The sequence below is a fragment of the Stutzerimonas sp. NM35 genome (assembly GCF_054604355.1).
Genome location: NZ_CM137728.1, coordinates 724305 through 749398, shown reverse-complemented (window position 1 = coordinate 749398; position 25094 = coordinate 724305). Strand labels below are relative to the sequence as shown.

Genomic DNA, 25094 nt, shown 5'->3' with positions numbered 1-25094 from the left:
CTCTCCTTAAGCGATGGTCAGCAGGCAATCGCCTACAGACACAGCATCACCGACCTTGACGCTGACGGCGGAAACCGTACCGGCCTTGAAGGCACGTATTTCGGTTTCCATCTTCATCGCTTCAAGAATGATGACCAGATCACCTTCCTGCACGGACTGACCCGGCTGCACCAGAACCTTGAAGATATTGCCAGCGAGCGGCGCCGTCTGAGGTTCACCGCCATCCGCCGCGGGAAGCGTACCGGCTGACACTGCCGGAGCAGCACCGGCGGTCGCGCCGAGCGGCTTGATACCCTCGATATCGCCTCCCTCGTCGACCTGCACCACGAATGACTGGCCATTGACCTGAACGGTATACACCTCTGGCTTGCCCGCTTCCCGTGGCGCCTGCTCGTTGCCGGTCGGCGCCGGCTCGAAGGCCGCCGCATTGCCGCGGTTTTCCAGAAACTTCAGGCCGATCTGCGGGAACAGCGCATAGGTCAGTACATCGTCTATCGCCTCCGCTGCCAGGCTGATGCCTTTTTCCTGCGCCAACGCCTTGAGCTCACTCGCCAGCTTGTCCATTTCCGGCGCCAGCAGATCCGCCGGGCGGCACGTGATGGCTTCGGCCCCCTCCAGAACCCGCTGCTGCAGTTCAATATTGAATGGTGCAGGCGCCGCGCCATATTCGCCTTTGAGAATACCGGCGGTTTCCTTGGTGATGGATTTGTAGCGCTCGCCGGTGAGCACGTTGATCACGGCCTGGGTGCCCACGATCTGCGAGGTTGGCGTGACCAGCGGGATGAAACCAAGGTCTTCGCGCACGCGAGGAATTTCGGCGAGCACTTCATCGAACTTGTCGAGAGCGCCCTGCTCTTTCAATTGCCCTTCCATGTTCGTCAGCATGCCGCCCGGCACCTGGGCTACGAGGATGCGTGAGTCGACGCCCTTGAGCGTACCCTCGAACTTTGCATACTTCTTGCGCACTTCGCGGAAATAGGCTGCGATTTCTTCCAGCAACTCCAGATCCAGGCCGGTATCGCGCTCGGTTCCCTGGAATATCGCGACCACCGATTCGGTCGGAGAATGGCCGTAGGTCATCGAAAGCGAGGACACCGCCGTATCGACATTGTCGATACCGGCTTCGACCGCCTTGAGAATCGCTGCAGTCGACAGCCCCGCCGTGGCATGGCACTGCATGTGAATCGGAATCGAAAGGCTCGCCTTCAGCCGTGAAACCAGCTCGAATGCGATGTAAGGCGTGAGAATACCTGCCATGTCCTTGATCGCAACCGAATCGGCGCCCATGTCCTCGATCTGCTTGGCCAGATCGACCCACATCTCCAGGGTATGTACCGGGCTCGTGGTATAGGAAATGGTGCCCTGAGCATGTTTGCCCTGACGCTTGACGGCACGCAATGCGGTATCCAGGTTGCGCGGATCGTTCATCGCATCGAATACGCGGAAAACATCGACCCCGTTGATTGCGGCACGCTCGACGAATTTCTCCACCACATCATCGGCGTAATGCCGATAACCAAGCAGGTTCTGCCCACGCAGCAGCATCTGCTGACGCGTATTGGGCATCGCCTTCTTCAACTCGCGAATGCGCTCCCAGGGATCTTCACCGAGGTAGCGAATGCAGGAGTCGAAGGTCGCGCCACCCCAGGATTCCACCGACCAGAAACCGACCCGATCCAGCTTGCCGGCAATCGGCAGCATGTCTTCGAGACGAACACGGGTGGCAAGGATGGATTGGTGGGCATCACGCAACACCACATCGGTGATACCGAGCGGTTGTTTTACTGAAGTCATGCAGGGAACTCCCTTTCGGAATCAACCACGGCGAGCGCGGTGCTGATGAATAGCGGCCTGAATGGCTGCGATGAGGTCGGCATCCGTCTCTGCTGCGACGCCCGGCCTGTCACATGCCGGCAGGCTTGCCGGCACACTCTCGAAGCGACCGACCAGTAACGACATCAGGCGAATGCAGCCAATCAACAAGATGAGAAACAAAAAGACAGCACCCACGCCGAATAGCATCAATTCGAAGCCTTCGAGCAGGAGTTCGCTTGAGGTCATTGGGGCCTCCTTCCTTTCGGCGGCTCATGCCGCCTGTTATTCGCATTGAGCGTTGAGGCTTCGCCAATTGGCGAAGCCCGCGAACATTAGCCTGAACGGCAAATGCGAGGCAAACGCCAAATAGCCGCAGCAGGAAAGAATCAGAGGAGAAAAAGCGTCGCCAGACCGAGAAAGATGAAAAAACCGCCGCTGTCGGTAACAGCCGTGATCATCACACTGGAACCCAGCGCCGGATCGCGTCCCATGCGCGCCAGGGTTACCGGAATCAGCACACCCATCAGCGCAGCCAGCAGCAGATTGAGCGTCATGGCAGCCGTCATGACGAGGCCGAGCGACCAGCTGCCATAGAGCCAGTAGACCACCAGGCCAATCACGCCACCCCAGATCAGGCCGTTCAGCAGACCCACGCCGGCCTCCTTGCGCAGCAGCCGGACGCCATTGCCGGTGCCCATCTGGTCCAGGGCCATTGCCCGGACGATCATGGTAATCGTCTGGTTACCCGAGTTGCCGCCAATCCCCGCCACGATCGGCATCAACGCCGCCAGCGCCACCAGCTTCTCGATCGATCCATCGAACAGGCCGATCACCCGCGAAGCAATGAACGCCGTGATCAGGTTCAGGGCCAGCCAGGCCCAGCGGTTGCGCAGCGATTTCCAGACCGAGGCGAAGATATCTTCCTCTTCACGCAGACCGGCCATGTTGAGCACTTCGCTCTCGCTCTCCTCACGAATCAGGTCGACCATTTCATCGATGGTCAGACGACCGATGAGCTTGCCGCTCTTGTCCACCACGGGCGTGGACACCAGGTCGTAGCGCTCGAACGCCTGCGCCGCCTCGTAGGCATCCTCATCCGGGTGGAAAGTCACCGGATCGCTGGCCATCACCTCGGCCACCTGCTTGTCCGGATCATTGACCAGCAGCCGCTTGATGGGCAGGACACCCTTGAGCACGCCGTCGTAGTCGACCACGAACAGCTTGTCGGTATGCCCGGGCAGTTCTTTCAGACGCCGCAGATAGCGCAGGACGACTTCCAGGCTCACGTCCTCGCGGATCGTGACCATCTCGAAGTCCATCAATGCGCCGACCTGGTCCTCCTCGTAGGACAACGCCGAACGGACGCGCTCACGCTGCTGCGCGTCCAGGGTTTCCATCAGCTCATGAACGACGTCACGGGGCAGTTCAGCGGCAAGGTCGGCCAGCTCGTCGGCATCCATTTCCTTGGCGGCCGCCAGCAGCTCGTGATCGTCCATGTCGGCGATCAGCGTCTCGCGCACCGCATCGGACACTTCGAGCAGGATGTCGCCGTCACGCTCGGACTTGACCAGTTGCCAAACCGTCAGCCGGTCATCGAGCGGCAACGCTTCGAGGATGTGCGCGACGTCCGCCGGGTGCAGCGCCTCCAGCTTGCGCTGCAGCTCGACGAGATTCTGGCGATGCACCAGATTGTCGATCAGCTCCTGCTGCTGGCCGCTGCCCTGGCGATGCGCGAGATCCTCAACGAGCTTCTGACGATGGAGCAGCTCGACAACTTGCGCCAGACGATCCTGGAGACTTTCCTGCGGCTTTTTTGCTTCTACTTCAGTCATGGCGCACTCCACCCCCAACGGACGGAGCGCGCCAGGGGATCAATCATTCAATACGTGATTGGCCAACAAAAATCGTGTACGACTACAGGGCAAATCCATGAGGGGGATCCAGAAGCCCGAAAGGGCGGACCGCGCAATAATACACTGCAGCCACCCTCACAGACCATGAAAATACAGGCAATACAACCGCTTGCGCGGCGCATCACGGCGAGCAACACGTCTCGCCATCCTGTCGACGCATTCACGTTGCGAGAAGACACCGCTGCAACGAATGCAATTATTGGCTAGGGTCTGCTGGCTTGAAGATCGTCAAGGAGGACGACCATGAAAAAACTGCTTGCTTCGGGCTGTTATGCACTTCTGCTCACCACCACGCCCGCACTTGCCACAAGCGTTTACCGCTGCGTCGATGAAGCGGGGCATCCGACCTTCACCCACCAGGGCTGCCCGACTCACCAGACCATCGAAAGGCAGCAGGCGTTCAACCCGACGCCTGGCTCCAGCAAGGCCGTGCCCATGGCGAAGCCGCAAAAGCAACGCGCCGAGCGCCGCAACAAGGACCAACCACTGACCATCGTCGGCGAGCAGGACGACGGCTGCGGCAACCGCATAACCGGCAGCGCAAGGCGCAACGCCATGATCAACCAGCAAAGCCGGCCCGGCATGACCCGCGCCGACATTGAAAGCACTTTCGGCAAGCCAGACAGTATCACCAGCCGCAACGGGCAGACGCAGTACCGTTACACCGCCAGCAAGGGCCGAAGCCACAGCATCAGCTTCGATGAAAACGGCTGTGTGCTCGGCAAGCGCTGAAGCCGTAGAACGAAAAAAGGGCCTGCATCGCTGCAGGCCCTTCTTGTGTGGCGGACTCAGGAGGATTCGAACCTCCGACCGCTCGGTTCGTAGCCGAGTACTCTATCCAGCTGAGCTATGAGTCCGTTTTTTGCGCTTTTAGACCAGATCACCCCTGGTTGAAGCAGTGAAACACATTGCTGTGATCCACTTTGAATAGTGGCGGACTCAGGAGGATTCGAACCTCCGACCGCTCGGTTCGTAGCCGAGTACTCTATCCAGCTGAGCTATGAGTCCACTAAGGGTGCGCATTATAGGTTCATGATTTTGCTGGTCAAGCTCTTTGATTCAATGATTTTCATTAAACCGAACGCTGAAACCACTCACGACCCCAGGATGCAAAATGGCGGAGAGGGGGGGATTCGAACCCCCGACACCCTTTTGAGATGTACTCCCTTAGCAGGGGAGCGCCTTCGGCCACTCGGCCACCTCTCCGCAACACGGGGCGCATAATACCCGCCTTTACCCCGCTTGCAAAGCGAAAAATCGAGAAAAATTAATGGTTTGGTTCCTGATCTTTCTCTTTCTGGATCCGTTGATAAATTTCCTCGCGATGCACCGCAACCTCTTTGGGGGCATTCACTCCTATACGCACTTGGTTTCCCTTTACACCCAGCACAGTGACGGTCACATCGTCACCCACCATCAGGGTCTCTCCGACCCGGCGAGTCAGAATCAGCATTCCTTTCTCCTTAAAACGGATTCAGTTCAGTAAACAGCCTGCAAAGATAAAGGCGGATAATGCTCCGCAAGACATGGAACCTAGAGCTTTTCACCAGCTATTGACCAGCAACGGCAAGCCTAAAGTTCCTTTCACAGCCTTCCAAACGACGGAAGGTTCCAGGCTCGCATAAAATCAGGATCACTCCCCTTTTCCAGCCGGTGCATCCAGCTCGAACGCGGTGTGCAACGCACGCACCGCCAGCTCCAGATATTTCTCCTCTATGACCACCGACACCTTGATTTCCGAGGTGGAAATCATCTGGATATTGATATTTTCCTTGGCCAACGCTTCAAACATGCGACTGGCGACTCCGGCATGCGAACGCATGCCGACGCCCACAATGGACACCTTGGCAATATCGACATCCCCGATGACTTCGCGCGCGCCCATCTCCTGCGCGATATGCTCCAGCACATGCAGCGCATTCTGGTAATCGTTGCGGTGAACGGTGAAGGTGAAATCGGTGGTGTTATCGTGCGCGACGTTCTGCACGATCATGTCCACTTCGACATTCGCCGCACTGATCGGACCAAGGATCTTGAACGCCACGCCGGGCGTATCCGGCACACCACGGATCGTCAGCTTGGCCTCGTCACGGTTGAAAGCGATGCCGGAAATGATGGGCTGTTCCATGGAGTCCTCTTCGTCAAGGGTAATGAGGGTTCCCGGACCCTCTTTGAAACTGTGCAGCACACGCAGAGGCACGCCGTACTTGCCGGCAAACTCAACGGCACGGATCTGCAGCACCTTGGAGCCGAGGCTGGCCATTTCCAGCATCTCCTCGAAGGTTATCTTCTCCAGGCGCTGTGCCTTGGCTACTACTCGGGGATCGGTTGTGTAAACGCCATCCACATCGGTGTAGATCTGGCATTCGTCAGCCTTGAGCGCCGCCGCCAGCGCAACGCCGGTGGTATCCGAACCGCCACGCCCGAGAGTGGTGATATTGCCCGCCTCATCCACGCCCTGGAAACCGGCAACCACCACCACACGCCCGGCCTTGAGCTCCTTGCGAATGTTCTGCGCATCGATCTGCAGAATGCGCGCCTTGGTGTGCGAGCCGTCGGTAAGGATACGCACCTGGCTGCCTGTATAGGAAACCGCCGGCACACCGATCTTGATCAGCGCCATGGCCAGCAAGGCAATGGTCACCTGCTCGCCGGTAGAGACCATCACATCCAGTTCGCGGGCAACGGGCCGTTCACTGATCTGCCGGGCCAGGTCAATCAGACGATTGGTTTCACCACTCATGGCCGAAACCACCACGACGATATCGTCGCCGTTGTCACGGAACTTCTTGACCTTCGCCGCCACCTGCTCGATGCGCTCGACGGAGCCCACCGAGGTCCCTCCAAACTTCTGTACGATCAACGCCATTTCATCGCCGCCTAAGCCATTCGTTAAACAACCCGACTTTCACCATGCCCATCTTCTGCAGGACGACTCGCATATCGCTCTCGCCCTGCCGGAACCAGCCTGAGCGCCTTAAAGCCCCTGCTCAACGAATGAGCGGGTCAGTGCCAGCGCGTCGTCGAGCTTTTGCGGCTCAGCGCCGCCGCCCTGCGCCATGTCCGGACGACCGCCGCCCTTGCCGCCCACAGCGGCAGCAGCCTGCTTCATCAGGTCACCGGCCTTGAATTTGCCGGTCAGGTCCTGGGTCACGCCAGCCACCAGCACGACCTTGTCGTCCAGAACGCCGCCCAGCAGGATCACCGCGCTGCCCAGCTTGTTTTTCAACTGATCCACCAGTGCCAGCAGCGCCTTGCCATCCAGCCCGTCGATCCGCGCCGCCAGGGTCTTGACCCCCTTCACCTCGACCGCTGAGCCGGCAAGATCATTACCCGTAGCGCTGGCGGCCTTGGCCTTGAGCTGTTCCAGCTCCTTCTCCAGCTGGCGGTTGCGTTCGAGCACGCCACCGAGCTTGTCCAGCAGGTTCTCGCGGTTGCCCTTGATCAGCGCCGCGGCTTCTTTCAACTGCTCCTCGGCGCCGTTCAAATAGCCCAGCGCCTGCTCGCCGGTGAGCGCTTCGATACGACGAACACCCGCTGCAACGCCGCCTTCGCTGACAATCTTGAACAGGCCGATATCGCCGGTACGCGTGACGTGCGTACCACCACACAACTCGACCGAAAAACCGCCACCCATGCTCAGCACACGCACCTGATCGCCGTATTTTTCGCCGAACAGCGCCATGGCGCCCTTGTGCTTGGCGGTCTCGATATCGGTTTCCTCTATTTCCACCACGGAGTTGCCACGGATCTCGGCGTTGACCTTGTCCTCCAGCGCCTTGAGCTGCTCGGGCTTGATGGCCTCGAAGTGGCTGAAGTCAAAGCGTAGACGCTGGCTGTCGACCAGCGAGCCTTTTTGCGTGACATGTTCACCGAGGATCTGACGCAACGCCGCGTGCAGCAGGTGCGTCGCCGAGTGGTTCAGCGCGGTCGCCTGGCGTACCGAGGCATCGACCACCGCCTCGACACTGCCACCCACCCGCAGGCTGCCGCTGTCGAGAATGCCGTGGTGCAGGAAAGCGCCGCCTGCCTTGCTGGTGTCGCGCACATCGAAACGCAGACCTTCGCTGGCCAGATAGCCACAGTCTCCGATCTGCCCGCCAGACTCGGCGTAGAACGGCGTCTGGTCGAGCACCACCACGCCCTCTTCGCCCGCGCTCAGCGCCTCGACGCTCATGCCCTCACGGAACAACGCGACGACCTTGCCCGCGCCTGTGGTGCCCGCGTAGCCGGTAAAGCGGGTTTCGCCCTCGACCTTGACCAGGCTGTTGTAGTCCATGCCGAAGGCGCTGGCCGAACGTGCGCGCTCGCGCTGGGCCTGCATCTCGCGCTCGAAGCCCTCCTCGTCCAGCGTCAGTTCGCGTTCGCGGGCGATGTCGCCGGTCAGGTCCACCGGGAAACCGTAGGTGTCGTACAGCTTGAAGATCACCTCGCCGGGAATGACGCTGCCCGAGAGCTCGGCCAGATCCTGTTCGAGAATTTTCAGGCCCTGCTCCAGGGTCTTGGCGAACTGCTCTTCCTCGGTCTTCAGCACGCGCTCGATATGCGCCTGTTGCTGCTTGAGCTCGGGGAAGGCTTCTCCCATCTCGGCGACCAGCGCCGCGACGATCCTGTAGAAGAAACTGCCCTTGGCACCCAGCTTGTTACCGTGGCGGCAGGCACGGCGAACGATGCGGCGCAGCACATAGCCGCGGCCCTCGTTGGACGGCGTTACGCCATCGGCGATGAGGAAGCCGCAGGAACGGATATGATCGGCGACTACCTTCAGCGAGGCTTGGCCATCATTGGTGCAGCCGATGGCCTGCGCCGCGGCGTTCAGCAGACTCTGGAACAGATCGATCTCGTAGTTGGAATTGACGTGCTGCAGCACCGCGCTGACGCGCTCCAGGCCCATGCCGGTGTCGACGCTCGGCGCCGGCAGCGGATGCATGACGCCATCGGCGGTGCGGTTGAACTGCATGAACACGTTGTTCCAGATTTCGATGTAGCGATCGCCATCTTCCTCAGGCGAGCCGGGCGGGCCGCCCCAGATGTGTTCGCCGTGGTCGAAGAAAATCTCGGTGCACGGACCGCACGGGCCGGTATCGCCCATCGCCCAGAAGTTGTCCGAAGCATAGGGCGCGCCCTTGTTGTCGCCGATGCGCACCATGCGCTCGGCTGGCACGCCGACCTCTTTGGTCCAGATGTCGTAGGCCTCGTCATCGCTGGCGTAGACGGTAACCCAGAGTTTCTCCCTGGGCAGGTTCAGCCACTTGTCCGAGGTGAGGAATTCCCAGGCGTAGGTGATGGCGTCGCGCTTGAAATAGTCGCCGAAACTGAAGTTGCCCAGCATTTCGAAGAAGGTGTGATGGCGCGCGGTGTAGCCGACGTTTTCCAGGTCGTTGTGCTTGCCACCGGCGCGCACGCATTTCTGGCTGGTGGTGGCGCGGGTGTAGGCACGCTTTTCCAGGCCGAGGAAACAGTCCTTGAACTGATTCATCCCGGCGTTGGTGAACAGCAGGGTCGGATCGTTCGCAGGAATCAGCGAACTGGAGGCCACACGCGTATGCCCCTTCTCTTCGAAGAAGCGGAGGAAGGCTTCACGGATTTCTGCGCTTTTCATAGATCTCTTCCAGAAGACTGCGACCGAGTGGCTGCAAAACGACACGCCAGGACAAGGAGTCGAATTGCAACTATCCAAATGGATAATCGGCAAAAGGCAGCATTATATCGGGCCTGCGCCCCGCGCATAGGGGATAGACCCGATTGAATCAAGCTATTTGACTGCTAAAAAACTACCTGCGTTGGCAATACGTCGTTAAAAACAAGCTCGGAAAGCCGCTTGCGGCTAACGCGCTTCAGCGCGGCCCGAAGGGCGAACGAAGTGAGTAATGCTCATTTACTCCGCTTGATTCGCTGCGCTCACCCTGCGGGCCGGCCTGCGGCTGTTACTTCGCTGCGCTACGTTTCTCGCCTGTTTTTTCCTCGTCTTGCCTGCCTCGGCTACGTTTTTGCGGCTAGTCTTTGAAACAAATGCCCGCTACGTCACCTCAACGCAGCAGACGGGTATCCAGAACCGCTGAGCCGCCACCGAGCAGGGTTTCGGTGATATTGACGAAATCTTCCGTGGTGACCTTGTCCAGGCGCATCAACCCGCGCGCTACATCATCGAGCGAATGGCGGTTCTTGCTGCGCTGGCGGATTTCCCGGTCGAGCTCCTGCAGCAGCAACACCGCACGCGCGGTCACGGGGCCGGTGGAATGCTCGGTGCGCAGGGATTTGACCTTGCTGCTCCATGTGCTCAGATGCTTACGGACGGCCTGATAGCGATCCTCGCTCATGCCTCCGGCACGGCGCATCAGCTCGATGGCGTAGTACTCGGCCAGCCCTTCGCTGATCCAGTCGCTGCGATCGGCATCGCTGATGCGGCTGAACACATGAACCAGCTCGTGAACCAGCGAGCTGGTGCCATTCTCGCTGACCAACGGGCGATCGGCGTGCATGAACAGGGAGTTGGGGCCGGAGAGACCGCCACGCCACATCGGATCACCGGCGCCGACGATCAGCAGCTTTTTCGGATCACGGGGAAAGACGTTCTGCATCTCGGGCCAGACGAAGGTCAGCAGCGTCAGGATATCCATCCGTCGCACCCCCTCGCCTACCGGAGCTGCAACCGTTACGTCGGTTTCACCGAGCCTGGCCCGGCGACTGCCGAGCTTGCCGGCGAGCATCCAGCCGGTCGGCCTGTCGAACTGTCGCTCGGGGTTGTTGATGCGAAAGCGATTCTTGCCGATACGCGGCCAACCCGTTTCGACGCTCTTCCAGCCTTCAGGCAATTCAAATGACAGTCGCGACACCAGTCTCACGCCATCGCGCACATCGACCCGCCCGGCCGGCACCAGGTCATCGCCTCGCAACAGCGCCCAGTCGGGAGTCATGCGCGCGTCGAAACGACCATTGTCACGCTGATGGCTGATCCGCACCCGATAACCCAACCGCGCCTTGCCCGCAGCCGGTCGCCAGAGACCACGCTCACCCTCTTGCTGCCAATCGCCTTTGGCATCGGTTTCGAAATCGCTGTAAAGCCCTTCATCACCGAGGTTGAAATCGATGTAGGCAAGGGCGCTGCCGTCCTCGAGCACCAGCTCGACCTCGGCCACATCCTCTTCGGGCAGGAATTTGACGTTGAAGTCCAGATCGACGCGCTTGGCCGCCTGCGCCGGGGCGACGACCAGGCACAACAGAACGGCGAACAGCGGTAGCAGGCGGAGGAACATTGGGCGGCTCCAGACAGGGTTCAGTGCTATGACGATGCGCTCCGACGTGAATTCAACCGGCACGGAAAATCAGATGTTCCTCCCAGTCCTCCTCGGCCACCGCACCCTCGGCGAGCATTCGGCCTGACTGGGAAATACGCTCGGCATGCACCGCCTGCGGATCACCGCACACCAGATGATGCCAGAGCGGCAAGTCCTTGCCTTCGGCAACCAGGCGATAGGCACAGGTGGGCGGCAACCATTTGAACCGCGCCGCATCGGCAGCCGTAAGCTGGATGCAATCAGGCACGCTGGCACGGCGATTGGGATAATCCGTACAACGGCAGCTGTGCAGGTCGAGCAGCTTGCAGGCGATACGGGTGTAATAGACGCCGCCATCCTCTTCGTCTTCAAGCTTCTGCAGGCAACACAGACCACAGCCATCGCAAAGCGACTCCCATTCTTCTGCATCCAGCGCGGCAAGGGGCTTGCGCCTCCAGAAGGGCTCGACTTTCGCCGCCATCAATAATCACCTCGAATAAGCAATGCTGTCGTCAGATCGCGTCGTTGCGGCGCAGCAACTCTTCCGGGAGATGCTCGATATACTCGTCCTGAGGCGGCGGCATCTGCAAGTGGAAGCCCTGCTTCTCCAGGTTCTCCAGGACGGTCGCGATATTCTCGCGCGCCAGGGTGCGCTCGGGCGTCAGCACGATGTCGAAGGCATGCTGCGGCGTGCCGAACACGGCGAGCAGCGCTTCCGGCACGCGCGCCAGTGCTTCACTGCGATCGACGTAGAGGTACATCTCGTCCTTGCGCGGACTTTTGTAGATGGAGCAGAGACGTTTCATCGGGTTTCATCCAGTGCATCGAGAAGGGCCTGCCCCAGCCGCTCGCGGCGCCAGCCCCGTAGCGAATCGGGCAGCTGATAGGGGCCATCGGGATAGCCGGTTTTCAACAGTGATTCGAGTACTTTCTTGCGCAACACCAGCTCGGGCGCGATATCCAGAGCGGTCGCCGCACGCTGCCCGACCGCGCGCAGCTTCTTCAGCAACGCCGACGCTTCCAGCGGCAAGGGTTCGGGCAATGGCGCGGGCCAGTCCTGCTCGGGCGTGGCAGCCGCGCTGCGAATCAGTTCGAGCAGGGTTTCACCGTCCTGGCGCACGGTGCGCGGATGCATGTCGTCTATGCGCGCCAGGCTGACCAGATCGCCGGGTTGGGTACGTGCCAGCGGCCATAGGCTGTGTTCGCGCAGCACGCGGTTGCGTGGCTGATTGCGCGCCCGTGCCTGCGTCTCGCGCCAGGCGGCCAGCACCCGCAACACGGCGAGCTGGCGCGGCTTGAGGCGCCAGGCCTGCTTGACCTCGCGATAGGCCTCGTGCGGGTCGGTTTCGCGGCGCTGGTTGTCCACCCATTCGGCGCCATCTTCCAGAATCCACGCGAGCTTTTCCTCGGACAGCCTCGGCAACAGCGCCTGATAAAGCTCGGCCAGATGTTGCGCATCTTCGGCAGCGTATTGAACCTGCATCTCGCTGAGCGGGCGCTGCAACCAGTCGGAGCGCGTCTCACCCTTGGGCAGCTCGATGTTCAGCACCGTCTGCACCAGACGTGAATACCCCATCGAAAAGCCGATATTCAGGTAGCCGGCAGCCAGTTGCGTGTCGAACAGCGGCGCGGGCAGGCTGCCGGTCAGGCGCAGGAATACCTCAAGGTCTTCACCGCAGGCATGCAGCACTTTGACCACGGCCTCATCTTCGAGCAGGCCGCTGAAAGCCGTCCAATCGGTAATCAGCAAGGGGTCGATCAGGTAGGCACAGCGCCCGTCGCCCACCTGCAGCAGGGCTGCGATGGGGTAGAAGGTGTCGACCCGCATGAACTCGGTATCCAGCGCGACAAATGGCAGCTGCCGCCACTCGGCGCACAGGCGGGCCAGATGCGCATCATCCAGAACCCATTGAGTGTTGATGGCCACTATGGCCTCCTTTATTGTCGGCTGACGACCGAAGAGCGCCGCAGTATATAGGTGCGTTCAGTAATTCGCCGCGCAAACATCAGCCGCGCGGTGCTCACGACCCACGGAGCGCCACCATGCCGCTTGCCCAACTGATCACGCCCCAGCAACTGGCCGAACGCCTGCAACAACCGGACCTGATCATCCTCGATTGCCGCTTCGCTCTGGATGATCCCCAGTACGGCCAGCGCAGCTACGACCAGGCCCATATCCCCGGCGCCCGCTTCGCCGATCTGGAAAAAGACTTGTCCGGCCCGGTGACTCCCGGCAAGACCGGTCGCCACCCGCTGCCGGAGCCCAGGCAACTGCTCGCCAGATTCCAGGCCTGGGGGCTGAATGGCGAGAGCCAGGTGGTGCTCTACGACGACGGCCCCGGCGCCTTCGCCGCCCACGCCTGGTGGCTGCTGGTCTGGCTGGGCAAGCGCGATGGCCTCCATCTGCTCGACGGCGGACTGCAGGCCTGGCGCGAGGCCGGACTGCCGCTCGACGACAAGCGCCCCGTCCTCACACCGGGCACGCTGCAGGGCGCTCCGGACACCCGCCTGACCATCGACGCGGCAACGCTCTCGAACCAGCTTGCAACGCCTGAACTGACGCTGCTCGACGCCCGTGCCCTGCCACGCTTTCTCGGCGAGGTAGAGCCCATCGACCCTGTTGGGGGGCACATTCCCGGCGCCCATTGCCTGCCCTTCAGCGACAATCTCGATACCGACGGACGCTTCCTGCCACCCGAGCAGTTGCGTATGCGCTTCGAGCAGCACTTGGACGCGAAATCACCCGATACCCTGGTGGCGTACTGCGGCTCCGGCGTAACAGCCTGCCACAACCTGTTCGCCCTCTGCCTGGCCGGTTATCCACTGGCCAGGCTGTATCCGGGTTCGTGGAGTGAATGGATCACCGATCCACAGCGCCCGGTCGCTCGCTCGCAGGATTAGCGGATTAGCGATACCAGCCCTACCCCGGCTTCAACGCCAACAGGGCAAAGCCGCAGATGATGCCCGCCAGGGCGATCAGCCAGCCGATCCGGTGCGCGCGGTTCTTCTGCGCCTGACGAACCGGGTCCACGGGTTTCTTTTTTCTCACGCATCCACCTCGAAAATACAAAGCCCATCCGGGCAGCAGGCAATTGAGCGCCGCCCGCGCAAAGCGGCACGCAAGCTACGACGCTCCGCGCTTGCGTGCAAGCCTTCAGGCGCCACCATGGCCGCTCTTTCAAAAGGATATAGGCGTCGGAACATCGGCGTTCAACGAGTCAATCCCCGTGCCCGGGTTCGTCAACGTCGCTACGGCGAGTTCCTGCTTCGCGAGGACTCAGGCCCGCCCTCAGGACGTCTTCTTGTCGCCCTTGCCCAAGGATGTGCCGCCCGCCTTGGCGAAGGCCTTGATCACGTCGCGCACCACCTTGCGCTGCTCGGCTGGCAATGCCAGAAAGGCGTCGATGGCTTCGCGCTCGCGGTAGAAGTTCGGATCTTCCCACTGCGCCCGCTGCTCGCGAATCGCCGATACCGCGCGGTCGCCAAAGCGCAGGGCCTGAGGCTCGACCTTCAGCCATTGGGCGATGACCTGGAGCTTGTCCTGCGACGGAATGGATTTTCCACCCAGCCAGCGCGACACCGCCTGGAAAGTGACTGAGCGCCCCCAATAACGGGAATTGAACTCCCTTTCAAGAACGGCAGGACGATCAGGGTAACCGGCAGCAAGCATGGCGCTGCGCAGGCGTTCGGCGAATTCCATTTTTTCATTCATGGAGGCGGACGTTAAGTGCCCGCCCCAGGACAGACTGAACATTCAGTTGTATTAAAAATTGAATTCATGCTTTCATTCACCCACAGGAAAGCCAGGAAGGAGCGCCGGCACGTGATTCGACCATGCGCGGCTCGTTTCGTCTGCGTCCATGCGCTCCGCGAGCCATACAAATCCGTCACGACACACAACGTCTGAAACCGAGGCCGTGGCCCAAGCACGAAGCGGGCAACGAGAGGAAAAGGAATGCCTACCCTTCATCATGTGACGTTCGAGAACCACACCCTTTGCGTCCTGCATCGGCCCGATGGTGTCCTGCTGCTGGACGGCCCTCCGCTGGCGCAGCTGCTCGGTTATTCCGACGATTTCGGCGCACTGCATGCTCATTGCCGCACCGAAGGTTTCGCATTCGGCAACCAGCCGCGACCGACGATCTGGATCGACATGCACAATGCCTATCGTCTGATATTCCACAGCGAACTGCCGATGGCCGAGCGCCTCGCGCACTGGCTCAGTCATTGGTTGCTGCCGCACTTCAGCAGGCGCTGGCAGCCTCAGAACTTGCGCGCCTACATTGGCGGGCAGCATCTACGGGTACTGAGCTGGCAAGGCGAATGCTGGATTACCTATAACGATGCGCTCGGCACACTGGACCAGAACCTGCTGAAGACCCTGGCGCAGTGCGTGGCGCCCTCCACCGACCCGGTAACGACGAGCGCGCCCGTGGAGCCACTCTGGGCTGCGGACGCAACGGGCCGGAACTCGCCATCCGAGCCATGATTCAGGGCGTGCCGAACAGCGCCGTCCAGTAGATGCCCGCATCGCTCTGCGGATCGACCGCATAAGCCGCGCCCAGCTCGCCGAATTGCGGATTCATCAGGTTCGCACAATGACCGGGGCTGGCCAGCCAGCCGTCGACCACCTTGTCCGGCGCATCCAGCGCGGCGGCGATATTTTCACCGATCAGCCGCCCGTCATAGCCCGCCAGCTCCGCACGGTCGCCCGGCGTGCGCCCATCATTGCCGAGATGGCTGAAGAAATTGCCGTTGGCCATGGCCCGGCTGTGCCCCTCGGCAGCCTCGCCCAGCCTGGCGTTCCATACCAGCGGCGGTGCCGCAACGAAGGACTGCTCGCCACACCGGCGCGCCTGGCTGCGCGCGACGTTGATCCCCTCCAGCAGTTTCTGCCCTTCCACCAGCCAGTCGCCCAGGCCGCCGCTCAGCAGAGGCCGCGCCAGCACGATGCGCCAGTCACGGCCTTCACGGCTTACGCCGATATCGATGAACTGCGGGTCCAGCAGGATCTTGCAGAAGCTTTCGCGCAAGGCGGTCATGGCCGCCTGGCTGTCGCGCGGCCCGGACAGGCTGATCGCGCTCGCATTGCTGAAGGGATAGGCCTTGGCGTTCAACGCTGGCTGCAAATCGACCTGTCCTTGTACAGACAAGACCAGGCGCAAATCGGGTAGCAGCGGCGGCAACGCCTCGAACGCCTGTCCCGCGCAACTGCGCACTTCGCTGCGATAGTGATTGATCGACTCGACGAGCCGCAGCTCTTCGGTCGCACTGGCGGCACCAGCACCTATCAGCCCCAGCGCCGACAAGGCGAAACGTACAAGCGATGACTTAATGCGCATGAAGTGCTCCCTGACCTGGCTGCCCCAATGATCGTGCAGCGCGCCGCAAAGCACCAGCCATCCGCTACGCGGCTCCTGAGCGGCGTTCCGGCTCAGCGCGGATTGATCACTCCATCGCGCTCGGCGAGGAACGACGTCGGTGGCGAGCCGTCGGCATTGAGCTGGTAGATCTCGACCGGCCTGCCGCCGGGGTCGAGCACCAGCAGGCCGATGCCGCTGCCGTTCCACAGCCGCTCGCCAGCCTGGCTGCGATCCGGCACGCGCGGCACGACTTCCAGTCGGCGGCGCTTGGTCAGCCAGTTCAGCGGTGACCAGGGCGCGTAAAGCCAGCGATTGAGACGGTCGAACCAGTCCAGCAGGCTCCGAGGAAATTCGTTCTTCACGCCGCTGCTGGTGATCTGCCAGAGCTGCGGGCCGGCGTCACGATCACGGATGTGCAGCTCGTAGACGAACGAGTAATGCACGTCACCGGAGAGAATCACGTAGTTACCGGGCGTTCGCGAGTGGCGGAAGATGTTCATCATCACGTGGGCGGCGCCGCGGTGCGCCATCCAGTTTTCCGCATCGACCAGCAGCGGCTGCCCCGCCCAGCTAAAGATGCGCTGGATCACTTCGATCAGTTTCACGCCGAACATCGGCGCCGGCGAGACGATCAGCACCGACGGCTTGTCGAGGATGTTCTGCTGGAATTCGCTCAGCGCCTCCCAGTCCATCAGGCCCGAAGGTCGGCTGAGGTTGCGCTCGCTGCGCCAGCGGCGGGTGCGCGTGTCCAGCACCACCAGCGGCGGCTCGGTGGCCAGCTCGTAACCCCAGCCATGGAACTGGCGAAGGTCTTCGATCAGGTGGTCCTGCGGTTCGCTGTCCAGCCAGGCGTCGCGGGCCGAATCCATCAGCTGCTGGGTCTGCGCCAGCAGCTCGGCGAAGCGCTCGGGCTGGTTGCCCCAGGCCTGGCACAGCAGGTAGGCGATCAGCGCATTGCCGATGATCCGCCGCGACAGGGGATGGCCGTAGGCGGTCTGCTCCCAGCGCGCCGAGAGGTTCCAGTCATCGGTGATGTCGTGGCGCAGGTAATCGAATGCCACTGAGGCATGGACACCACCTCCAAGCTCCGCTCTGTGGGGGTTCTAGCGGCTTTCGCAGAAATCCGTATGGACACTGGTTTTGTGTGGACAACCAAACGATTCTTGTCCATATCGTAACGCCACGAAATTCATCGTAAAACTGAGATCACGGCCTCCCTGGCCGTTCGATTGAAACGACCCGATTTGCTCGATCCCTGCCTGCCTCAAGCTCCTTTACTCTCTGCTTGAGCATGTGATTCTCATGCACCAACGAAACGATTTTCGTAAGGGCTAATTCATAATCGTCTTTGAGGTTCCCAAGTTGCGCCTGAGCAGCCTTCTTGAGCGCCTTTTGCTTTTCGGCATCCTGGGCAGCAGTCGGCCCTGATTCCTCTTGCTGTGCCGCTGCGGCAGCTTCTATGGCCTCAATAAGTTCGGCATGTTCCTCGCGGCTTTTCTTGATTGAGCCGCGCTTACGGCCCGCTTCCAAGGCGACGGTATCTTTATTGATCGCAGAGCCTTTCGGGACGTTTTGAGGTTTGCCTGAAATCAACCTCTGCAACGCCGCCATGTAATTCTCAAGAGCACTCATGCCATGGCCTCCATCTTCTCACGCAGGCCGCGCTTCTCCAGCTTTTCGTATATCTCACTGATTTCGGATTCTAGTTGCTTGTACTGCGGGTTCCCCGAGACAAACAGTGCTTGTTCGCGCTTAAGGTTATTCAGGCCGCGCTTGATATTCTTCAGGCTGCGGTCATCATCGAGAATGGATTTCTCGCAGTCGAGGCAGGCAAAGATGCTGGTGAACGCGATCTTGTCGCAATGATCGAGATTCGTGCAACCGCCAATCGGGCCCAGCTTGTAAGTCAACTCGCCCTTGAGGAATTTCTTTTCAGTCATTTCTCTATCAGTGGTGATAATGAGCGGCTGGCCTTTATCCCTGGCCACTTGTATGCGATTGCCTTCACCACCCCACAAGCGACTTGTTGTGTTGATAACATTGGCTTCGTAGTCGATGTACTGAGCCTTATGACGCTCGTACTCCATCGCATCAGTGAGATTCTGAGCATCGTCTGTATTCAGGAAGTTAACCGCAAAGGCGCTTCCCTTCCGGTAATACGAGGTCATCACTTCCGTCAGGTGTTTGAATTGCAACCCCAGCGAGCCAACAGAAACCAGACCTGAGCGCGCACAATAGACCGCCAGGGAACGTCTGCATTGATGAGTAAGCAGCGGCCAAACCTTTCCGACTTTAACGTCTGGATCATTGCGCCAATCACGAAAGCCGTCGAATTGCTCAAGTTCGCGTATATCCGCCTCCTGAACAATAAGGTCAGGCCAGCGAGCGAACAGCCGTCTCTTACTTTCCGTGTGCCCGCCCTGGCTGATGACAGGTGCGCCTGCAAATGAGTTTATATCCGCCTTTTTGCCCGTCTTTAATGAAGTAAACAGCGGGTACTGAGAGATATTGCTATCGTCATAATCATTAATAAGGGCGGTGATTTTTCCGATATGCAGGGCGGCGGCAACCCCTTTCTCAATAATCTCGGCAGTCATCCAGAATGTTTCTGTCTGGTTCTGGCCTGCAATCTTTGATGTGTAGCCACGCAAGATATGAAAATCATTGCCCCCCGCATTTATCGTCATATAAGCGTCGGCAGGCAGATGCCTCGCTTCATTTGCCCGCATACCCGTGAACAAATGAATCCAGTATTTCGCAGAAAATTGAACTTCGCCAAGATAGTCTCGCAAATCAAGCCAATTCTTAATGGAGCGGCTTTCAAACCGCAAACTCAGCCCGTACTTTGCGATGCCAGCCTCCCAGGCAACAGAATCTTTATAACTTGGAGCGTGACATTTAGGGAGTCCAAATCGTGGATTTGCTTTTCGCTCCCTGAAAAGTCCGACTATGGCATCGGCGTTAGTGTTGAAGTCATCCAGCTCTGCATTAAGCGCGGCAATAAGCGCCGCGTACAGGCGGGACGGAATGAGTTTGGTTTGCTGTGGGTCATTTGCTTGCTTCTTGGGATGCTTGTCGTAGAAGGCCTGAATGCGCTCAATGATCGCGTAACCTGTCGGTGCAAACGTAAACTCAGGATGTTTTACCCGGAGATCAAATAGCTCTTTGAGTAATTGGAGCATGAATTTCATCTGATTTGCGGCTAGCTCCGCAAAGCTCGGCAGCAGCAAACGATTGAAATTCGCATCATCAAATAGATCACTCAGGGACAGATTGTTGTTGAGTGCTAGACGGGCCAGCTTCCTAAGTTCAATTAACTTAATAGAGGTGGACTTTCGAGGCCCGTGATAGAAATACATTCGCGCCAGTTGAATCTTCTTCATTTCTCCGATAATGACTGTCACCAGCGGTTTGTCAGAACCCTCGGCCCAACTAACGAAGTTGTAGACGCAGCTGCCTCGCGCGTCATACATCTTCATATTCCACTCATCATCCTTATAGATGGAAGCAATCACCCCTTGCGCCGTGCGGGAGATAACAAAGTCATCGTCAACATCCAGATACTGCGATGCACTGGCGCAACGATCTGGAAGTTGATGTTCTTGCCACTTGTTGATTTGGAGATCGGCAATAATGCTCACGACACGGCTCCTACAGTTACCAATGTGTCGAAGTGGATAGACCAGAACGCATCGAGCGCACCGGATTCGACTTCATCACACACGCGATTGATAGTTGCTTCGATGCTGCCGTCAGCGTCCTGCATGGCCGACAGCACTTCATCAATGCGATGCAGGCTCGGGCCAAATTTGCTTTGCCAATGGTCAACAGGCTGCTTGTGCCTAATCGCTTGGATTAGATAACGCAACGACAGCAGACGACGAATATCCTGTTCGTCGGCATGGACGGCATAGAACTCACAGAACAGGCACGTTTCCGGGTCGCCGCAAGCCGGCGCGGGGGCCTGAGCGGTAAAGCCCTGGGCGCGCTTAGGATCGGTTTCAGCCGCTTTTTCGCACGACCCTATACCTGTGGTTGCCTCGGGCCTTTTTACATCCACAATACGCACTGGAATGCGCTCTACAGAGCGCGTGCGATCAATCGCAGCCTGATGCATCGACTCGAAGAAAACCGTCATCTCCGCTGCGAAGTCTTCCAGGGCTGGTCGGCTGTAGCTTTGCCGCAGAGTCGCTTCGGTATTGCCCAACTTTTCCGCTGCCAGCGCCATGTCGCCGCTGCTGAGCCTGACGTACTGGTAGCTGACGTTTTTACGCCATTGGGTCGGTGTAACCCAGCCTGTATTCGGAAGCGCTTTGGTGAGTAGTTTACTAAGCGCTTTTATCTGGTTACTGCCTACTGAAACGAAGCCGTATAGCTCGTTGAATAGCGGAAAGACCAACGGACTCTCTGCATCGCTCAATACCCACTTTCGCAACTCAAGGTATTTTTTGAACACGGGTGAGAACTGCGCACCAAACTCCGGGTAAACCGTCTTTCCGTTCGCCCGTCCCTTGGTTCCCGAGAAACGGTTGCCTTGCGAAGTTGGCACAATCTCAAGCGTATCGACTTCAAGGTTTTGAGCGACACTGAGATTGCAGGAAGTCGCAGCGATGAACGCGAGCATCCCAGCCGTTATGGCATGAGCGCCAATCCGCTGTCTTAGATCACTTCGCATGTCGTCGTTATTGCGGCAATACCTTTTTCTAGCCTTACCATAAATTGCGTTTTTGACTTTGGTAGATGCGCTATCTCCCACAAAATCAAAGTGCGATTTAACCTCGGCCCAAGTCGGAAACGCAGGCGATCTGGCCAAAAAAGGCAGAAGGCTAAAATCCGCACTTTTTGCTTTTTCTGTGCCCACTCGGTCTGAGTACAGATATATCGAGTCCCCGCTTGGCGAAACGAGACGCAGTGGAAACGCCCCGCCTTGAACCAATAAGCGATGTGCTTCATCAATAAACATGACCAATACGGAAAACGTCCGGGCTTGCACATCGGAATTTGGCAGTTTTAGGTTTACATGACCCGCCTGGCCATCCTTTCGGGGTATATAGGTGGCGAGTCCTTTAGCCTCGGGGTCGCTCAGGCCGGATACCAGCATTACAACTTCTCGGGCGCCCATTTGGTATCTCGACGCGGTGCCCTGTTTTAATGGCTGCCCATTGATGCCCGAGATATTCATCCGATGCAACAAGTGCTGCGAGTAGTCGCCATAGGCTTTCTTTATGGCAGCCAAATCATCAAAAGCGCAGGACTGCTCTTGAGCATCAATCCAATCAATAAATTGGTTGATGTGCTGAAAACTACTATCTGCGGTCGCATCATTGCCAATAGCTCTCAGATGCTCAATTACGCCTTGCACGACAGGGATTCGCGCATGATCGAGCGAAGACAGGTCAACCGGACAGCCGATTTGATGAGCACTTTGCCTATCCCGACGCCTATAGCACCAAGCACCCACATCCAAATATCTAACTCCAGCGTTAACTTTATTAACAACCATCAAAACAGCCAGTTGCGGATGAATGACCTCAATCATTGCATCCTTCGTGTCGATGACCACGACTGTTCGCTGGACAAGTTCAGTATTCATACAAGCCTGCCAGCGTTCGCTGAAGTATTTACATGCTCGAATAGCTGCGTTTCAAATTCGTGCTGGACGCTATTTTTCCACTGCAAGCGCGACTTGTAATTCAAATACTGCATGGTCGTTGCTTTATTGTTGTGCCCCATGCGCTGCTGAACGTACTCCAGGGCGGCGGTGATGCTCTGGTCGCCCATGTGCTGCAACTGACTTTCAAGCAAATTCATGCCGAATGTTGCCCGAAGGTCATGGAAGGTAAACTCTTGGAAGTTATGGCTGTTGCGGTGAATGCGGGGCAAAAGTATCTGTTGAATATGAGTTCGCACAGCCGCTCCATCCTGAATGCTAACGTCCCGCGCCCTATCCACCATCCCCGCACTTACACTAATACGGCTATCGCGCCTATCGAGAATTTCTTTTTTGCTGGTGTAATACGGCACACCGTTCTTACTGAGGAACACATAGTTATCTTCAGTGTCTCCATAGTAAGAGCGTGTGCGGCGCTTTTTAGCCTCGGCGCTGCGACTGTAAATCAGCATGTCCCTCACGACCCAACCAGGGACAAGCAGCGTCATGCGCTTACCGCGCTTGGTATCAATCAGTGTGCCGGCACCGATGGGGAGTCGAAGATTGCCATTGCTGTCCAGTTCGCCTTGAAGGTGCTTTATACGCAGAGTCCCGACTGTCTGAACTCGCGCGCCTGTGAACAAGGCAAAATAGAACATGAGTTGGTATTCGCGGGCGGATTCGAGCAGCGCCTGCAACACACAGGTTTGCTCGCTTACGGTCAGCGGGCGCAGATCGCCGCCATCACTGATATATTCGGCCTGGCGCTGCTTTTTCGTGTTGGCAATAGCCAGATCGTGCGAATTGACTTTGAGGTTCTTTGAAATGCCGTAGTCCGAAGTTACGCTGATGTATTTCTTAATCTCTGTGAATGCGACACCCTCGATGTTCGCATCATCAGCCAAGTTCCAGGTGATGATTCCGCGATAGAAGTTCACCACTGCATTGATTCGGGCGCTGGCTGTACTCGCAGAAAGCTGCCCATCAGTCACAAAGTCGATCAAGCGCTGCCTGTAGCGGTAAGTAACTTTCAGGCGGTCATTCTTCGGGAAGTGTAAATAATCCATGCCTTCATCTTCCAGAAAGCGCAGATAGTCCAGCAGATGATCGGCAATTCCCCGAAATGTTCTCGACTCATACCCGACCTCACGCTGTAGCTTGGTGGTCAAGTAAAGGTTTCCGATGGCCCAAGGATCGCCATCGCCTTGAATGAGTACCGGGAAGTTCGGCAAATAACCATCTTCGACGGATGAGAACTCATAGTGAGGTAACCCTTTCGGGTTGGCACCATTATGTGTTTCGAGGAAGGTGAGGCTTAGTAAACTGAACTCAGGAATGAGGACTCGCCGCGCCTTCGACTCGTAGCGGTCTTGCCCGGTCTTGCTCTTTAACTGATTTCTGGCCATGACAGCCCGCCCTAATCCGACCTATTTGTCCATACTGTATAACCTTCGGATTGTGACGTCTATATAGCTACACACGGACTATCGTCGAAGATCATCAGCGACGGCACGTGCGCCAGCGCCCGCGCAACCCGTGGCAGGCCCTGGACGAACGCTCGCAGGCAGTCCTCTTCGCGGCGGTAGCGCTCGGCCTGCTCGGCGGTGAGCGAACCCGGCATGGCCGGCGCGATCAGCGACCAGGGCAGCGGCGACCAGACCAGCAGGTACATGGCCATGACTTCGCCGAAGGTGATCAGGTGGTTGTGCCCGTTGGCGGTGGTGAACACCGGCTTTTCCACGCCGCCGAAGAAGCGCTCGCGCAGCGCCTCGTTGGACTTGAACGCCGGCAGCAGGTCCTCGCGCCGGTAATAGGTGGCCGGATGGCGGAACAACTCCTCGCTGTCGTCCACCACCGCGCCTTCCAGTCGCTCGCCATACAGCCCGAGCCGGCGCACCAGCGCATGGATGGCTACCAGCATCGGGCCGGCGACATCGTCGGCGTACACCTGGTCACCGCTCATCAGCAACAGCGCCGGTCGGCCCTGGGGGTTGTCACGCCCGTTGGAGAGCAGCTCGTCGACGCACAGCAGGCCGTCCCTGGCCGGGTGGTGCGGTTTGCGGCAGGAGCCATGCAGTACACGGTCGAGCCGGGATTTGATGACGAAGCTGGGCCGCGCCGCGCCGTCGTACAGCAAATGCGGCGCCCAGTCGGCGGTGCCCTGTTCTTCTTGGCCGCCGATGCGCAGGTCGTATTCGATCAGGCAATCGGTCGGCAGCGGCTCGTCCAGCGACACGTCGATCAGGTGCAGCACGGCATCGCGACCGAACGGCAGCTGCTGGCATGTCGTCCCGTCCAGCGCTACGACGCGACGCAGCTGATGCGCTTGGCTTTCGACAATCAGCGAAAGCTGCAACGGACGCGAGCCCACCAGCCAGAGCACCAGCCGAGTGGGCTCGACGCGACGCAGTAGCGGGCCGGCAAGCACCGGGGGGAGTGTTTCGGCGGTGAAATTTGCTTCGATCAAGACGGATTCGCAGTGGGTGACCGGGGTCGCATTGTGACAGCAGCGGCGATGCCTGTGTCGCCTGGCAACCCCGTTCGCCTCGCCGGCGATGGCCAAGCAACGATCCGGCTGGCTATGATCACCCGTCATGACGACCCTTGCGCTCCGCCCGCCCTGCCCGCCCGGCACCTGCGACTGCAGGCGCGACGAGCTGCTGGAAAATCCCGAGGCGGACTGGCGCATCCTGCGCCTGACCCTGCATGAAGAAAAGCGCCTGCTCGACCGTCTGGAGCATATCCAGAGCCTGGCGGATCTCGAACGCATACAGCAAAAAATGCAGGAGCAGCTCGGCATCCGCCTGAGCGTAACCCCCGGCCACGGCGAAGTACGCAGCATGCGCGGCATCGCCATCGAGTTCACCGAACAGCCGGGGCTGTGCCGCAAGACCCGCCGCTCGATTCCCGCCGCGATCCGCCGCGCCCTGACACAGCATCCCCAGATCGCCTGGCGCCTGCTCGACGCCCACGACCTGTTGGGCGGCAGCTAGCAGGCCGGTGCAAACCACCCTGGAAGCGAATTTTCTGCAACCCTCTTACAAGGCCGGCACCGGCTTGCCGCCATGACCGGAAA

At 59.2% G+C, this 25094-nt stretch carries 21 protein-coding genes, 3 tRNA genes and 2 pseudogenes; 4 read left to right on the top strand and 22 right to left on the bottom strand.

The window, feature by feature from the left end; genetic code table 11:
• Positions 1 to 6 precede the first annotated feature (6 nt).
• From oadA to mgtE, 3 genes are all read right to left on the bottom strand, one after another.
• On the bottom strand, positions 7 to 1794 hold the full coding sequence (gene oadA / locus ACYCFC_RS03620; protein ID WP_181083138.1) for a sodium-extruding oxaloacetate decarboxylase subunit alpha: 1788 nt from the start codon (positions 1792 to 1794) through the stop codon (positions 7 to 9).
• 21 nt (positions 1795 to 1815) lie between these two features.
• Positions 1816 to 2061, bottom strand: coding sequence for an OadG family protein (locus tag ACYCFC_RS03615; RefSeq protein WP_459653142.1), 246 nt, complete (start codon positions 2059 to 2061; stop codon positions 1816 to 1818).
• A gap of 140 nt (positions 2062 to 2201) precedes the next feature.
• The gene (gene mgtE / locus ACYCFC_RS03610; protein WP_181083140.1) at positions 2202 to 3647 is read right to left on the bottom strand and encodes a magnesium transporter; all 1446 of its coding nucleotides are present in this window, start codon (positions 3645 to 3647) and stop codon (positions 2202 to 2204) included.
• Positions 3648 to 3971: 324 nt separating this feature from the next.
• On the opposite strand from mgtE, the gene ACYCFC_RS03605 reads away from it, so the two are divergent.
• Positions 3972 to 4460 carry a DUF4124 domain-containing protein gene (locus ACYCFC_RS03605; protein ID WP_181083141.1) on the top strand — a complete coding sequence of 163 codons (489 nt, stop codon included), beginning with the start codon at positions 3972 to 3974 and terminating at the stop codon, positions 4458 to 4460.
• Between the two features lie 48 nt (positions 4461 to 4508).
• On the opposite strand, the gene ACYCFC_RS03600 is transcribed toward ACYCFC_RS03605, so the two are convergent.
• The 10 genes from ACYCFC_RS03600 to rnd all read right to left on the bottom strand — a co-directional run bounded on the left by ACYCFC_RS03600 (position 4509) and on the right by rnd (position 12932).
• A tRNA-Arg gene (locus ACYCFC_RS03600) sits at positions 4509 to 4585 on the bottom strand.
• Between the two features lie 74 nt (positions 4586 to 4659).
• A tRNA-Arg gene (locus tag ACYCFC_RS03595) sits at positions 4660 to 4736 on the bottom strand.
• 107 nt (positions 4737 to 4843) lie between these two features.
• Positions 4844 to 4934, bottom strand: a tRNA-Ser gene (locus ACYCFC_RS03590).
• Positions 4935 to 4995: 61 nt separating this feature from the next.
• Complete coding sequence (gene csrA, locus ACYCFC_RS03585) at positions 4996 to 5181, bottom strand: carbon storage regulator CsrA (protein WP_003085981.1); 186 nt, start codon at positions 5179 to 5181, stop codon at positions 4996 to 4998.
• Positions 5182 to 5361: 180 nt separating this feature from the next.
• Positions 5362 to 6597: an aspartate kinase gene (locus ACYCFC_RS03580; protein ID WP_181083142.1), complete on the bottom strand. Its 1236-nt coding sequence runs from the start codon at positions 6595 to 6597 to the stop codon at positions 5362 to 5364.
• A gap of 108 nt (positions 6598 to 6705) precedes the next feature.
• Entirely contained in the window at positions 6706 to 9330 is a 2625-nt protein-coding gene (alaS, locus tag ACYCFC_RS03575; RefSeq protein WP_459653141.1) for an alanine--tRNA ligase, read from the bottom strand.
• Positions 9331 to 9757: 427 nt separating this feature from the next.
• Positions 9758 to 10984 (bottom strand): hypothetical protein, encoded by a 1227-nt coding sequence (locus tag ACYCFC_RS03570; RefSeq protein ID WP_459653140.1) that lies wholly within the window; start codon positions 10982 to 10984, stop codon positions 9758 to 9760.
• A gap of 52 nt (positions 10985 to 11036) precedes the next feature.
• Positions 11037 to 11486 carry a YcgN family cysteine cluster protein gene (locus ACYCFC_RS03565; RefSeq protein ID WP_181083145.1) on the bottom strand — a complete coding sequence of 150 codons (450 nt, stop codon included), beginning with the start codon at positions 11484 to 11486 and terminating at the stop codon, positions 11037 to 11039.
• 31 nt (positions 11487 to 11517) lie between these two features.
• The gene (locus ACYCFC_RS03560) at positions 11518 to 11811 is read right to left on the bottom strand and encodes a YcgL domain-containing protein (RefSeq protein WP_459653139.1); all 294 of its coding nucleotides are present in this window, start codon (positions 11809 to 11811) and stop codon (positions 11518 to 11520) included.
• On the bottom strand, positions 11808 to 12932 hold the full coding sequence (gene rnd, locus ACYCFC_RS03555) for a ribonuclease D (protein WP_459653138.1): 1125 nt from the start codon (positions 12930 to 12932) through the stop codon (positions 11808 to 11810). The genes ACYCFC_RS03560 and rnd overlap by 4 nt, the downstream gene beginning before the upstream one ends.
• Positions 12933 to 13048: 116 nt before the next feature.
• Between rnd and ACYCFC_RS03550 the strand changes: the two genes are divergently transcribed.
• Positions 13049 to 13906 carry a sulfurtransferase gene (locus ACYCFC_RS03550; RefSeq protein WP_459653137.1) on the top strand — a complete coding sequence of 286 codons (858 nt, stop codon included), beginning with the start codon at positions 13049 to 13051 and terminating at the stop codon, positions 13904 to 13906.
• A 19-nt stretch (positions 13907 to 13925) separates the two neighbouring features.
• Here ACYCFC_RS03550 and ACYCFC_RS03545 read toward each other — a convergent pair whose 3' ends face one another.
• Positions 13926 to 14054 (bottom strand): hypothetical protein, encoded by a 129-nt coding sequence (locus ACYCFC_RS03545; RefSeq protein WP_459653136.1) that lies wholly within the window; start codon positions 14052 to 14054, stop codon positions 13926 to 13928.
• Positions 14055 to 14294: 240 nt separating this feature from the next.
• On the bottom strand, positions 14295 to 14717 hold the full coding sequence (locus ACYCFC_RS03540; protein WP_181083149.1) for a transcriptional regulator: 423 nt from the start codon (positions 14715 to 14717) through the stop codon (positions 14295 to 14297).
• 243 nt (positions 14718 to 14960) lie between these two features.
• Between ACYCFC_RS03540 and ACYCFC_RS03535 the strand changes: the two genes are divergently transcribed.
• Positions 14961 to 15494, top strand: coding sequence for a BRO-N domain-containing protein (locus tag ACYCFC_RS03535; protein ID WP_459653135.1), 534 nt, complete (start codon positions 14961 to 14963; stop codon positions 15492 to 15494).
• 1 nt (position 15495) lies between these two features.
• On the opposite strand, the gene ACYCFC_RS03530 is transcribed toward ACYCFC_RS03535, so the two are convergent.
• From ACYCFC_RS03530 to ACYCFC_RS03500, 7 genes and pseudogenes are all read right to left on the bottom strand, one after another.
• Positions 15496 to 16347: a CAP domain-containing protein gene (locus tag ACYCFC_RS03530; RefSeq protein ID WP_459653134.1), complete on the bottom strand. Its 852-nt coding sequence runs from the start codon at positions 16345 to 16347 to the stop codon at positions 15496 to 15498.
• A 92-nt stretch (positions 16348 to 16439) separates the two neighbouring features.
• A pseudogene (locus tag ACYCFC_RS03525) lies at positions 16440 to 17411 on the bottom strand (metallophosphoesterase family protein); the annotation flags it as partial.
• Between the two features lie 163 nt (positions 17412 to 17574).
• A complete protein-coding gene (locus ACYCFC_RS03520) occupies positions 17575 to 18000 on the bottom strand; it encodes a hypothetical protein (protein WP_459653133.1) in 426 nt (141 codons plus the stop codon).
• On the bottom strand, positions 17997 to 20009 hold the full coding sequence (locus ACYCFC_RS03515; RefSeq protein ID WP_459653132.1) for a hypothetical protein: 2013 nt from the start codon (positions 20007 to 20009) through the stop codon (positions 17997 to 17999). The genes ACYCFC_RS03520 and ACYCFC_RS03515 overlap by 4 nt, the downstream gene beginning before the upstream one ends.
• Entirely contained in the window at positions 20006 to 21961 is a 1956-nt protein-coding gene (locus ACYCFC_RS03510) for a hypothetical protein (protein WP_459653131.1), read from the bottom strand. The genes ACYCFC_RS03515 and ACYCFC_RS03510 overlap by 4 nt, the downstream gene beginning before the upstream one ends.
• Positions 21958 to 23424 carry a tyrosine-type recombinase/integrase gene (locus ACYCFC_RS03505; protein WP_459653130.1) on the bottom strand — a complete coding sequence of 489 codons (1467 nt, stop codon included), beginning with the start codon at positions 23422 to 23424 and terminating at the stop codon, positions 21958 to 21960. Before ACYCFC_RS03505 ends, ACYCFC_RS03510 begins: the two co-directional genes overlap by 4 nt.
• Before the next feature lie 80 nt (positions 23425 to 23504).
• Positions 23505 to 24446 (bottom strand): annotated as a pseudogene (locus tag ACYCFC_RS03500) (alkaline phosphatase family protein); the annotation flags it as partial.
• Between the two features lie 166 nt (positions 24447 to 24612).
• Between ACYCFC_RS03500 and ACYCFC_RS03495 the strand changes: the two are divergent.
• Positions 24613 to 25011 (top strand): hypothetical protein, encoded by a 399-nt coding sequence (locus tag ACYCFC_RS03495; protein ID WP_459653129.1) that lies wholly within the window; start codon positions 24613 to 24615, stop codon positions 25009 to 25011.
• Positions 25012 to 25094: the final 83 nt, after the last annotated feature.